Origin of the sequence: Pseudomonas sp. Colony2, assembly GCF_019382755.1 — a bacterium.
Taxonomy (GTDB): domain Bacteria; phylum Pseudomonadota; class Gammaproteobacteria; order Pseudomonadales; family Pseudomonadaceae; genus Aquipseudomonas.
This window is the reverse complement of record NZ_CP080030.1, coordinates 4,122,149-4,134,633: the sequence shown is the minus strand read 5'-3', so window position 1 is coordinate 4,134,633 and position 12,485 is coordinate 4,122,149. Positions and strand designations below refer to the sequence as shown.

Below are 12,485 nucleotides of genomic sequence, written 5' to 3'. Positions count from 1 at the left end.
ATTTTGATTTTGCTCTTCAACACTCAAGCCGGCCGGTAGGCCGCTGTGCTCTTGATCTGCTTTTGATCTTGATCTTGGGCGCCCCGTTAACCACGCTGGCCGAACGCAGGCTTTGGAGCGTGGGTAACCTGGCAGGACGCCAGGTTAGCCGTCCTGGGCCAGGGATGGCCCATGACGGCGGCCCACGGTCCAAAGCCGGAGTGAGGGCACACCGAGCCTAGGCGAGGTGCCGAGTGGTGGGGCAAGAGCGTTTTGCTTACTTTTGCGCTCTTCAAAAGTGAGCCGCTGTAAGAGCGGAACCAATAGTCGCCGTTACCTAAATAACGGATATGTACACCATCCCCCCTCAGGGCCGATACAAATGCGCATGCCCCGCACGATACAACGACGACTCACCAAAACTGTCACTGGCCAAAACCCGACCCACCAGAATCAACGCCGTACGCCGAAACCCCTTGGCTGCCACCTTCCCGGCAATATCCGCCAGCGTACCAATGGCCCAATCCTGATCCGGCCAGGTCGCCCGATGCACCACCGCAATCGGACAATCCTCCCCATAGTGAGGCACCAACTCAGCCACGATCTTCTCCAGATGATTCACCCCCAGGTGAATCGCCATGGTCGTCCCATGCTGCGCCAGGCTACTGAACACCTCACCCTCAGGCATCGCCGTCTTATCCGCATACCGCGTCAAAATTACACTCTGTGCAATGTCCGGCAATGTCAGCTCAGCCTCTAACAATGCCGCACAAGCCGCCACCGCCGTCACTCCGGGAATGATCTGAAACCCAATCCCAAGCTCCCGCAACAGCCGAATCTGCTCCCCAATCGCCCCGTACAAACTCGGATCCCCGGAATGCACCCGCGCCACATCCTGGCCTTTCTCATGGGCCGTCTTGATCAGCTCGATGATCTGCTCCAGATGCAACTCCGCACTGTTGACCACCAGCTCAGCCTGATGCCCCTCAAGCACCGCCGCCGGTACCAGCGAGCCGGCATAGATAATCACCGGGCAACTGCGAATCAGCCGCTGCCCCTTGACCGTGATCAATTCCGGATCGCCTGGGCCTGCGCCGATGAAAAAGACAGTCATGGATTCATTCCTGTGAAAAAAAGCACGCGAGCAGCTCTCCAGATGAAGATTGCTCATGATCAAAGCTGACGATTATCGGGAATTCAGCCGGCGCAAGCCAATGCAAAGGTGGCCTGGGCGGTTTTTTTGCGGGTGATCAGCAGGGTGGCAGGGCTTTGAGACAGCTGTTCTGCCAGGGCCAGGGCGGCACTTTCAGCAATGCCGTAGCAGCCGGTATGAGCAAAAACCGTCTCGGACTTATGGCTCAGTCGATCTTCATAGGGCGCCAATTGCTCCGCACTGAAAAATACCAACGGCAAATCCAGAACCTGAGCCAGTGCCAGCAACCCCGGCTCATCCCGCTTGCGATCAAGACTGGCCAACGCAGTGATGCGCTGACGCTCAATGCCACCCTCGGCGAGGGCGGCGTTGAACAGTTCACGCAGGATGTCGACAGAACAACCCCGCTGACACCCCAGGCCAACCGCCAGGATCATGCCGAATACTGACCATCACGGTTACGGCGAAACAGCCAGGCACTGATCAAGCCCAGCGCCAGCCAGAAGGCAACGTTGGTCAACTGCGAGGCGATCTTGAATTGAGCTTCCAGAGCCTCCGGCGCCAGCATCGAGTGGACTTCCGGCTGTGGTGCGCCAATCACATGGGGCACAGCCAGGATCGCCACGCCCAGGATTTTCAGCAGCCAGTTACGACCGAACACGATCAGCGCGATACCGGCAGCGGTAGAGGCGGCAGTGCCGATCCACCAGATTTGCCGTTGCGCCAGGTCTGCCGCCGCAGTCCCCGGCAATTCAGGCGGCAAGCCCAGGGTCGGCGCCAACACAAAGGCGGCGTAACCGGCCAGGCCCCATAGCAGGCCTTGGGCCGTACGGGTCGGTGCACGCAGGGTGTACAGGCCGGCAAGCATCAGGGCAAAACCTACGGCGACCACCAGGTTACCGCCCGTAGTCGACAGCACACGCTGCCAGCCATCTTCCGGCTCCCAGGCTTCAGCGTCGTGGGTGTGGGCCGTGGCTTCGGCATGTTCATGCACTTCGGTCGCGGCCGGGGCGTTTTCGAAGGTCTCCGCCTGCAGGATCAGCGGGGCAACCCAGAAGCTTTGCAGCAAGGTCAGCAGCAAGGCGGCCAGGAGGCCGGTGAAACCTGCGGTTTGAGCAATACGCTTGATCATGTCGGCAGGTCTCAGTGGCACGGGAACGCAGCGCTGTGGCGGGTATCGTGGGCGGCGTTGTGCACCGCTTCGATGTGCGAGAAACCGGCGAAATACACCAGGCACGCGCCGAGGATCGACGCGCCGATGGCGGCAGTCAGGCGTTGGCTCAGGGTGGCGGTGGTGCTGGCGGTAGAGGCGGTGCTGCTGATGATCGACATGGCGCGTCCCTTCAGGGTTTCAGGGTGACACGAGCGCATGAAAACCCCGCGAGCCAGGCACGCAGGGTTCTGAACAGCGCCCGCCCACCGCGGGTTTGTTATCTGATTTTTTCGGGCCGGTCTCCGGGCTTGCGAGGGGCCTGGGCCTTGAAAGCATCACCTTCCCATGCCGTAGAGGCACAGTGGTTTTGATGCTTCACTCGCTTACCGTTGCGGGGGCAGCACCGGACTCGTCACGCCCTTGAGTAAAGGAACATGACTCACCGGTTTCCCGTTTCACCCTGTGAAGGGCACCCGAAACAAGATGTGTAGGAGAGCATGGGCGGGCGATGGGCGTCAAATCGCCGGGTTATTGCCAGCGTTTGAACAGCACGCTGGCATTCACGCCGCCGAATCCAAACCCATTGGAAATCGCGTATTCAATCGGCAACGACCGGGCTTGGCCTCGGACCATATCCAGTCCTTCGGCAGCGGGGTCCGGGTTGTCCAGGTTGAGGGTCGCCGGGGCAATCTGGTCGCGCAGGGCGAGCACGGTGAAGATCGCCTCGATCCCGCCCGCTGCGCCCAGCAAGTGGCCAGTCGCCGACTTCGTTGCGCTGATAGCCACACTGGAATCGGCTCCGAACAGCGTATTGATCGCTGCCAGCTCGCCGTTGTCGCCTACGGGGGTCGACGTGGCGTGGGCGTTCAAGTGCTGGATCTGTGCGGCGCTGATTCCGGCCTGCGCGATCGCCAGTTCCATTGCCCTGCGTGCACCCGAGCCATCTTCCGGGCCCGAGGTCATGTGATAGGCGTCGGCGCTGGTGCCGTAGCCCACCAGCTCTGCGATAGGCGTCGCCCCGCGAGCCAATGCATGCTCCAGTTCCTCGATCACCAACAGCCCGGCACCTTCGCCCATCACAAACCCGTCGCGGCCTTGATCGAACGGGCGGGAAGCCAATGCCGGCGTGTCGTTGTAATCGCTCGACAGCGCACGCGCCGCAGCAAAACCGCCGAGGCTGACTCGGTGGATGCAGGCTTCGGCGCCGCCACACACGGCGATGTCGATTTCGCCGGCACGGATCATGCGCGCAGCATCACCAATCGCCTGTACACCGGCAGCGCAGGCAGTGACGGGGGAGCCCAGCGGGCCTTTCAACTGATGCTGGATCGACACGTGCCCGGCCGCCATGTTGCCGAGGAATGACGGGATCGTGAACGGCGACAGGCGGCGAGGCCCTTTGCTGTCAGCCGTACGAACGGCCTCGGCAATCGCGGGAAAACCACCCACGCCGGAGGCGATGATTGTCGCGGTACGTTCCTGCTGCGATGGCGTCTGCGGACTCCAGCCAGCCTGGGCCAGGGCCTCTTGCGCGGCTGCCAGGGCAAACACGATGAACCGGTCCATCTTGCGTTGTTCCTTGGCCGGGATGACAGTGTCCGGGTCAAAGCCGGCTTCAGGGTCCTGGATGCGGTCCAACACTTGGCCGCCGATGCTGATTGCCAGGTCGCCGATCAATGCCTCGGGTAGCCTGCGAATCCCGGATTCACCGGCCAGCAGGCGCTTCCAGGTCTGTTCCACGCCGGTTGCCAGCGGTGTCACTGCACCCATGCCGGTCACAACAATTCGCTTACTCATGATCGCTTAGCTCCGCAAATTTCAGGTTGGTAGCAATGCATGGACGAAACTATCATTATGAAAGTAACATCCGATAGCTGAAATTTCCGTAGCCGCCCCACAGAGGAACTGCAATGCAACGTAAGTCGCTGGTGAATGCCGAATGCCCGGTAGCCCGTGGAGTGGAACGGGTAGGCGAGTGGTGGAGCATCCTGATCATGCGCGACGCGCTGCAAGGTTTGCGGCGTTTTGACGAGTTTTCCCAGAGCCTGGGGATCGCTCCGAACATGCTCACTCGCCGGCTCAACAGCCTGGTGGAAGCGGGGCTGCTGGAACGCCGGCAATACAGCGAGCGGCCGCCCCGTTTCGAGTACGTGCCGACGCCGGTCGGCGAGGATTTCCGGGTGGTGATCATGGCGTTCGTCGGTTGGGGCAACCGCCATTTCGCCAACGAAGGTGAAAGCCTGCAATTGGTTGACCGGGAAACCCGGCGCCCGGTGGAAGTGGCGGTGGTGGACGCCGACGGTGTGCGCGTGTCCGTCGAGCAATGCAGCGTTCAAGCCGGGCCTGCCGCCAGCGAGGGCATGCTGGAGCGCCTGGCGCTGCTTAGTGCCAAACGCTCGGACATTGACCCGTCCCCGCGCACTGCGTAGCCTTGCACCTTCGAGGTTCTTCGGCCCAGGCCGAAGCTAAGAAGGGAACGCGGTCAATGCCGCGGCTGCCCCCGCAACTGTAAAGGGTTTATCTGACTGCCACGCCACTGCCTGAACAAGGCGGGAAGGCGCAGCCAGCGCCGGCATCACCGCCGGCAAGCCCCAAGCCAGGAGACCTGCCTCGCAACCGATTTTCTACTTCAACCGGGCGGGGTGATCCGGTGGCGAATTCTGCTTCTGCGCACCCGCGCAGGGCCACTCGTCCCGTATGCCCGCCCCAAAGGGCATCCGATGAAAACACTGGCCAAACTCCCCGTCACCATCGTTACCGGCTTCCTCGGCTCGGGCAAGACCACCTTGCTGCGCCACATGCTGGATAACGCCCAGGGGCGCCGCATCGCGGTGATCGTCAACGAGTTCGGCGAGCTGGGCATTGACGGTGAAATCCTCAAGCAATGCTCCATCGGCTGTACCGAAGAAGAGGCGAACGGCCGCGTCTACGAATTGGCCAATGGCTGCCTGTGCTGCACGGTCCAGGAAGAGTTCTTCCCGGTGATGCGCGAACTGGTGGCCCGTCGCGGCGACCTCGACCATATCCTCATCGAAACTTCGGGCCTGGCCCTGCCAAAACCCTTGGTCCAGGCATTCCAGTGGCCGGAAATCCGCAGCGCCTGCACCGTTGACGCCGTGATCACCGTGGTCGACAGCCCGGCCGTGGCCGCCGGTACTTTCGCCGCCTTCCCGGACCAAGTTGACGCCCAGCGCAAGCTCGACCCGAACCTGGACCACGAATCCCCCCTGCACGAGCTGTTCGCCGACCAACTGGCCAGCGCCGACCTGGTGATCCTCAACAAGTCCGACCTGATCAGCCCTGAAGACCTGGCCCGTGTGCGCCTGGAAGTGGCAGAAGAACTGCCGCCGGCGGTAAAAATCATCGAAGCCAGCAGCGGTCGCCTGCCGCTGGACGTATTGATCGGCCTGGGCGCGGGCTCGGAAGAACACATCGACGGCCGCCACAGCCATCACGATCATCATCACGAAGGTGAGGACGACCACGACCACGATGCCTTCGACTCCATCTCCATCGAACTGCCCCAGGCCGACGAAAGCCTGCTGCTGGACGCCCTGACCCAACTGGTGGTCAAGCACGGCATCCTGCGGGTCAAGGGCTTCGCGGCGATCCCGAACAAGCCGATGCGCCTGCTGATCCAGGGCGTGGGCACGCGTTTCGACAAGCACTTCGACCGCGCCTGGCGCGCCGATGAGCCGCGCGCCACGCACCTGGTGCTGATCGGCCAGGAACTCGACGCCGCGTTGCTCGAAGCGCAACTGCGCGCTGCCCTCAGCGTTTAAACCATGCATCTGCTCAGGACCCAGCCCGGCGGTTTCGTTTCGGATGACAACATCGCCGACCTTGGGCAAACCCCCGCCGAGCTGGTGATCCTGTGCAGCGGTGATTCCAGCCTGGCGCTGCTGGCCGAAGCGGCCCAGCAGTTGCCCGAGGATTACCCGAGCCTGCGCCTGGCCAACCCGATGCAGGTGCAGAACCATGCTTCGGTCGACCTGTATGTGGACGAGGTGCTGCGCCACGCCAAGGTCATCCTGATTTCGCTGCACGGCGGCATCGGTTATTGGCGCTACGGTATCGAGCGCCTGGTGGAGTTGGCCGAGCGCGGCGTGCAGCTGATCCTGGTGCCGGGGGATGATCGCCCGGACCCGGAACTCAGTGGCCTCAGCACCGTGGGTGCCGAGGAACGTGACCGGCTCTGGCACTTCCTGCGCCAGGGTGGTTTGGGGAATGCGCTGGATTTCTATCGTTGCCTGGCCGCCGGCTACCTTGGCCGCGATTACGCCTGGAGCGAGCCGCAAACCCTGCCGCGCACGGCGATTTATCACCCGCATAAAGCCAATGCCCGTCTCAACGATTGGCAGGCTGACTGGCAAGCTGATTTTCCCGTGGCGGCGGTGCTGTTCTACCGCTCCCATTTGCAGGCGGCCAACACCGGCTTTATCGATGTTTTTTGCCAGCGCTTGCAGGCCGCGGGTCTCAACCCGCTGCCGATGGCGGTGGCCAGTTTGAAAGAGCCCGGTTGCCTGACCGTGGTCGAGGATTTGCTGGACGAGGTGCACGCCTCGGTGATTCTGAACACCACCGGTTTTGCCCAGTCCAGCCCCGAAGCGCCGCACCTGCGGCCGTTTCGCCGCAATATCCCGGTGATCCAGGCGATTTGCGCCCAGGACAACGAGCCCGGCTGGCAGGCCAGCGAGCAAGGCCTCGGCCCACGTGACCTGGCGATGCACATCGCGTTGCCGGAACTGGACGGGCGCATCATCAGCCGGCCCATCAGCTTCAAGGACCTGGCCTGGCGCAGTGAGCGCAGCCAGTCGGATGTGGTGTGCTATCGCGCACAGCCGGAGCGCATGGACTTTGTCGCCGAACTGGCGCGGCGCTGGGTCGAACTGGCGAGGGTGCCGAATGGCGAAAAGCGTATCGCGCTGATCCTCGCCAACTACCCGACCCGGGACGGACGTATCGGCAACGGCGTGGGTCTAGACACCCCAGCCGCCGCGCTGAATATCCTGCGGGCACTGAAAATCCAAGGTTATCCGCTGCCGGACGAGCTGCCGGAAAGCGGAACGGCACTGATCCAGGCGCTCTTGGGCGGCGTCAGCAACGACCTGGACAGCCTCGACTTGCGTCCCTGTCATCAGAGCCTGGCGCTGGATGACTACGAGGCGATGTTCAACCGCTTGCCCGAGTCCAATCGCCAGGCCGTGTTGGCACGCTGGGGTACGCCTCATAGCGATCCGATGTTCCGCGACGGGCGCATGATGATCGCGGGCCTGCGTTTGGGCCTGACCTTCGTCGGCATCCAGCCGGCCCGGGGTTACCAGGTGGACGCGAGTGCGGTCTATCACGACCCGGACCTGGTGCCGCCCCATGGCTACCTGGCGTTCTACTTCTGGTTGCGCCACACCTACGGCGCCCACGGCGTGATCCACGTTGGCAAGCACGGCAACCTGGAATGGCTGCCGGGCAAGGGCGTCGGGCTTTCCGAGAACTGCTGGCCCGACGCACTACTGGGGCCGCTGCCGAATATCTACCCGTTTATCGTCAATGACCCGGGCGAGGGCGCCCAGGCCAAGCGCCGCACCCAGGCCGTGATCATCGACCACCTGATGCCGCCGCTGACCCGCGCCGAAACCTATGGGCCGCTGCGCGACCTGGAGTTGCTGGCCGACGAGTATTACGAGGCACAACTGCTCGACCCACGACGTGCCCGCGAACTGCAAAAGGACATCCTCAAGCTGGTGCGCGAAACCCGCATCGACCAGGAACTGGCCCTGGACGAAAACCTCGACAGCGACGCCGATGCGGCGATCTGGCTGCCGCGCCTGGACACCTACCTGTGTGACTTGAAGGAGTCGCAGATTCGCGATGGCCTGCACATTTTCGGCGAGTCACCCGAGGGCCGCTTGCGCATCGACACCTTGCTGGCGTTGTTGCGTATTCCGCGTGGCGATGGGCGCGGGCCGCAATCGAGCCTGCTGCGGGTATTGGCCAAGGCCTTCGACCTGGGCTTCGATCCGCTGGACTGCGCCCTGGCCGAGCCGTGGACCGGGCGCCGGCCATTGGTGCTGCAGAAGATCGACACGCAGTTGTGGCGCACCGCCGGCGACACCCGTGAACGCCTGGAGCTGTATGCCGCGCGCTTGATCGAGCAGGCGCTGGAAGGTGCCGTGGAGCAGCTTGAAGAGCCCGGCTGGGAAGACGTCAAGGCGGTGATCGAGAGCTTGCGCATCGTCGTCGCGCCACGCCTGGATGCCTGCGGCCCGGCGGAAATGCGCGGGTTGCTGGATGCCTTGAGCGGGCGCTTCGTCCCGGCCGGGCCCAGCGGCGCTCCGAGCCGGGGCCGCCTGGACGTGTTGCCCACCGGTCGCAACTTTTTCTCGGTGGATGTGCGCAACCTGCCCACCACCACTGCCTGGCGCATCGGCTTCCAGTCGGCGAACCTGATCCTTGAGCGTCACCTGCAAGACCATGGCTACCACTTGCGCCAACTCGGCCTGTCGGTGTGGGGCACCGCCACCATGCGCACCGGTGGCGACGATATCGCCCAGGCCATGGCGCTGATGGGCGTGCGCCCGGTGTGGGCCACGGGCAGCCAGCGGGTGGATGACTTTGAAATCCTGCCCATCAACCTGCTGGACCGGCCACGGGTGGATGTGACCTTGCGCGTGTCGGGATTCTTCCGCGATGCGTTCGCCAACCTGATCCGCCTGTTCGATGCGGCGGTGCAAGCCGTGGCGGCGCTGGACGAACCCGACGACCTGAACCCGCTGGCGGCCAAGGTGCGCAGTGAGCGCGAGGCCTTGCGCCTGTCGGGCCTGGACGAGGACGCGGCGGCGAAGCAGGCTGGTTGGCGGATCTTCGGTGCCAAGCCCGGTGCCTATGGTGCCGGCGTGCAGGGCGCGATTGATGGGCGCTTGTGGCAGAGCCGCGAAGACCTGGCCGAGGTTTACCTGAACTGGGGCGGCTACGCCTATGGCGGCTCCGACGAAGGCACCGCCGCCCGCGAACAGTTTGCCCAGCGTTTGAGCCAGGTGCAGGCGGTGTTGCAAAACCAGGACAACCGCGAGCATGACCTGCTCGACTCCAATGATTACTACCAATTCCAGGGCGGCATGCTCGCCGCCGTGGAAACCCTGAGCGGCGACAAGGCTGCCAGCTATCATGGTGACCACAGTCAGCCGGACCTGCCGAAGATCCGCACGTTGAAGGAAGAGTTGAACCGGGTGATTCGTGCCCGGGCGGCCAACCCGAAGTGGATCGAAGGGGTGAAGCGCCACGGCTACAAAGGCGCGTTCGAGATGGCGGCCACCGTGGATAATCTGTTCGCGTTCGACGCTACGACGGCGTTGATCGACGATCATCAATATGCATTGCTGGCGGATGCCTACTTGCTGGACCCGGACACCCGCGCCTTTGTGCAGCAGCACAACCCGGATGCCCTGCGGGACATGACCGAACGCATGCTCGAAGCCCAGCAACGCGGCATGTGGCAGGAGCCTGGGGCGTACCGCGAGGCGTTGGAAAACCTGTTGTTGGATATAGAAGAAGGCAGTTGATGACCGACATTCCACATTTCCCGCTGTCCGCCGTGGTCGGCGCCGACGAGCTGAAACTGGCCCTGTGCCTGACCGCCATCGACCCGAAGATCGGTGGCGTGCTGATTGAAGGCCCGCGGGGCATGGCCAAGTCCACCCTGGCCCGTGGCCTGGCGGACTTGCTCGCCAGCGGCCAGTTCGTCACGCTGCCGTTGGGCGCCACCGAAGAGCGGCTGGTGGGCACACTCGATCTGGACGCGGCACTCAGTGAGGGCCGCGCACAGTTTTCCCCCGGCGTGCTGGCCAAGGCCGACGGCGGCGTGCTCTATGTCGATGAAGTCAACCTGCTGCCCGACCACCTGGTGGACCTGCTGCTGGACGTGGCCGCCAGCGGCACCAACCTGATCGAGCGCGACGGGATTTCCCACCGGCATTCGGCGCGTTTTGTACTGATCGGCACCATGAACCCGGAAGAGGGCGAGCTGCGCCCGCAATTGCTCGACCGGTTTGGTTTCAACGTGGCGCTGAGCGGGCACACCCAGCCGGCCGAACGCGGGCAGATCATCCGTCGCCGCCTGGATTTCGACAGCGACCCTCAGGGTTTCTGCGGGCAATGGGCCGACCGGCAGGCCGCGTTACGTGAGCGCTGCACCCGGGCCCGCGCATTGCTGGATAGCATCCCGTTGGATGACCAGGCGCTGGCGCAGATTACCGAGCGCTGCTTTGCCGCTGGGGTCGATGGCTTGCGCGCCGACCTGGTCTGGCTGCGTGGCGCACGTGCCCATGCGGCCTGGCGGGGCGCGACGGCTATCAGCGAAGAAGATATCGAAGCGGTCGCGGAATTTGCCCTGCGCCATCGTCGTCAGGAGCAATCCCCGCCTGCAACGCCGCCCGCTGGCGGTCAATCACCCAAGCCCAATGATGCACCTGAAGGCCAGGGCCAATGGGGCGACATGCCCGCAGCCGCCTTGCCGATAGGTGCTCGCCGTGATGTGCCCACCTGGCCAAAAAAGCCCTAGGCATCCGCCCCAAACCTGACGCGGGGGCGGATGCACGGCCCAAGGCGGGTCGACTGAACAAGGGCCGGCGAGGCCAGGCGCGCAGCGCGGCCGAAGGTTCGATCAACTGGCCGGGTACCTTGCTCGGCGGGCGGCCGCAACGCCGCGAAGATTTGCTGTATCAACTGCGTAGCCGTACGCCCCATGAGCTGTGGCTGGTGATTGTCGATGCTTCGGCCTCCACCCGGCGGCATCAGGCGCTTAGCGATGCCAAGGGATTACTGGCCCAACTGTTCGACGATGCCTATCGAAAGCGGGCGCGCATGGCGTTGCTCACCGCGAGCGGGCAATCGCCAAAGTGGCAGGTGCAGGGATTAAAGGCGGCAAAAGGGCTTGGTCATTGGCTTGATGGCCTCGGTGCAGGCGGTGGCACGCCATTGTTGGCAGCGCTGAACGAAGCGGGGCACTGGTTGGCGGCTCGTCGCAAGCGTTACCCGGTGGAGCAGCAGCGGTTGCTGGTGATCACCGATGGGCGGCTGAAGGATGTGGCGGGTTTGCCGCCGCTGGACTGCCCGGGTTTGCTGGTGGACATCGAGCGCGGCCCGATTCGGTTGGGTCGTTCAAAGCAGCTGGCTATGGGGTTACAGATTGACTATCGGCATATCGATAACCTGTAAGCGCCGGCACGTTCGGCCACAGATCCGCCACCAGAAACAACCGTTCGGCTTCTTCCCATTCGCCTTCGCTGTTTTCCACCAGGCGCACCAGCAACTGCGCGGGCGCCATGGGGTCCAGTTCGGTTAGCCAGTGCTGCATCCGGGCCGCGTCCCAGGCTTCGTCCGCCGGGTAGTGCGCCGGTGCCAGCCATGCATGGCGGGGCAGCGGTTGCCAGCGTCCTGCCGGGCTTTGCTCGATAAACCTCGACCAATCGCGCTGATGCAGCCAGCGGCCATTCAGGTGTTGGGGATGCGCGCCCTGCGGGGCCTGCGCCATGCCCGGCCATGGGTAGAGCAGATACCCGCCCAGCCACAGATGGGCATCAAAGGCCTGGATATCCAGCGCGGCCAGGACCTCGCGGCTCTCCGGCCGGGCGGAAATCGGCAGTTGGTGCTGGGCCAGGTGGGCCAGCTTGCGGTCGAGCCGGTCGTGGCAGCCGGGGCCGAGCCATTGCGCGGTGTCCCGGCCATCACCGTCCTGGGGCCCGAGGTAGAGTTTGATCGCCAGTTCCAGATGATGCACACCGTCACGGTCGCGCAGCAGCATGTCCAGCTCGCCCAGGGTATGCCCGGCCTGGCGGATCGGCAGGTTGGCTGCCAGCAGTTCCACGCCCGGCGCATGCTGCACGGCGAATTGCCACAGGCGTTCGTAATACAACCCCAGCCGGCGGGTGCGTGCCTGGCTCAGCCAATGCAGCAAGGCACTGCTGTCCTGGTCCAGCTGGCGCAGCCAATGCTCCAGCAAATGCGGGGCCTGCACCCAGTCGCTGCCGGTCAGCGGGTGGCGTTGTGGCCACGGCGTTTGCGCGAGCATCGGCGGGGCGAGCATCACCCACGCGAGATCGCGCACCTCGGGGTGACGCAGTTGGCGGGGCAGGTGCTGCAAATCAGGGAACAGAGTCATGGTCCGAGCATAGCCTTTTACAGCCGGGAAGGGGGCTGAGAACC

General features: G+C 63.9%; 11 protein-coding genes and 2 riboswitches. Of the genes, 5 read left to right on the top strand and 6 right to left on the bottom strand.

Annotated features, from left to right (window positions below; translation table 11 throughout):
• Nucleotides 1-346: 346 nt before the first annotated feature.
• The 5 genes from cobM to fabF form a co-directional block, all read right to left on the bottom strand.
• Complete coding sequence (cobM, locus tag JV201_RS16320) at nt 347-1,093, bottom strand: precorrin-4 C(11)-methyltransferase (protein WP_102605651.1); 747 nt, start codon at nt 1,091-1,093, stop codon at nt 347-349.
• A gap of 83 nt (nt 1,094-1,176) precedes the next feature.
• Entirely contained in the window at nt 1,177-1,569 is a 393-nt protein-coding gene (locus JV201_RS16315; protein WP_003217881.1) for a cobalamin biosynthesis protein, read from the bottom strand.
• The gene (locus JV201_RS16310; RefSeq protein ID WP_219405720.1) at nt 1,566-2,264 is read right to left on the bottom strand and encodes a CbtA family protein; all 699 of its coding nucleotides are present in this window, start codon (nt 2,262-2,264) and stop codon (nt 1,566-1,568) included. The genes JV201_RS16315 and JV201_RS16310 overlap by 4 nt, the downstream gene beginning before the upstream one ends.
• An 11-nt stretch (nt 2,265-2,275) precedes the next feature.
• Nucleotides 2,276-2,464 (bottom strand): CbtB-domain containing protein, encoded by a 189-nt coding sequence (locus tag JV201_RS16305; RefSeq protein WP_003217883.1) that lies wholly within the window; start codon nt 2,462-2,464, stop codon nt 2,276-2,278.
• Between the two features lie 96 nt (nt 2,465-2,560).
• Nucleotides 2,561-2,777, bottom strand: a riboswitch (cobalamin riboswitch).
• A 36-nt stretch (nt 2,778-2,813) separates the two neighbouring features.
• Nucleotides 2,814-4,082, bottom strand: coding sequence for a beta-ketoacyl-ACP synthase II (gene fabF / locus JV201_RS16300; RefSeq protein ID WP_219405719.1), 1,269 nt, complete (start codon nt 4,080-4,082; stop codon nt 2,814-2,816).
• A gap of 113 nt (nt 4,083-4,195) precedes the next feature.
• Between fabF and JV201_RS16295 the strand changes: the two genes are divergently transcribed.
• From JV201_RS16295 to JV201_RS16275, 5 genes are all read left to right on the top strand, one after another.
• Nucleotides 4,196-4,714, top strand: coding sequence for a helix-turn-helix domain-containing protein (locus JV201_RS16295; protein WP_134326793.1), 519 nt, complete (start codon nt 4,196-4,198; stop codon nt 4,712-4,714).
• Nucleotides 4,711-4,913: riboswitch (cobalamin riboswitch) on the top strand. (Overlaps the previous gene by 4 nt.)
• A gap of 92 nt (nt 4,914-5,005) precedes the next feature.
• The gene (gene cobW / locus JV201_RS16290) at nt 5,006-6,067 is read left to right on the top strand and encodes a cobalamin biosynthesis protein CobW (RefSeq protein WP_003217887.1); all 1,062 of its coding nucleotides are present in this window, start codon (nt 5,006-5,008) and stop codon (nt 6,065-6,067) included.
• Nucleotides 6,068-6,070: 3 nt separating this feature from the next.
• Nucleotides 6,071-9,844: a cobaltochelatase subunit CobN gene (gene cobN, locus JV201_RS16285; RefSeq protein WP_219405718.1), complete on the top strand. Its 3,774-nt coding sequence runs from the start codon at nt 6,071-6,073 to the stop codon at nt 9,842-9,844.
• Nucleotides 9,844-10,842 carry an ATP-binding protein gene (locus JV201_RS16280; RefSeq protein ID WP_219405717.1) on the top strand — a complete coding sequence of 333 codons (999 nt, stop codon included), beginning with the start codon at nt 9,844-9,846 and terminating at the stop codon, nt 10,840-10,842. The genes cobN and JV201_RS16280 overlap by 1 nt, the downstream gene beginning before the upstream one ends.
• A 53-nt stretch (nt 10,843-10,895) precedes the next feature.
• Nucleotides 10,896-11,498 carry a VWA domain-containing protein gene (locus JV201_RS16275; protein ID WP_219407189.1) on the top strand — a complete coding sequence of 201 codons (603 nt, stop codon included), beginning with the start codon at nt 10,896-10,898 and terminating at the stop codon, nt 11,496-11,498.
• Here the strand turns inward: JV201_RS16275 and JV201_RS16270 are convergent.
• A complete protein-coding gene (locus JV201_RS16270) occupies nt 11,455-12,441 on the bottom strand; it encodes a DUF1853 family protein (RefSeq protein ID WP_219405716.1) in 987 nt (328 codons plus the stop codon). The genes JV201_RS16275 and JV201_RS16270 overlap by 44 nt on opposite strands.
• Nucleotides 12,442-12,485 lie beyond the last annotated feature (44 nt).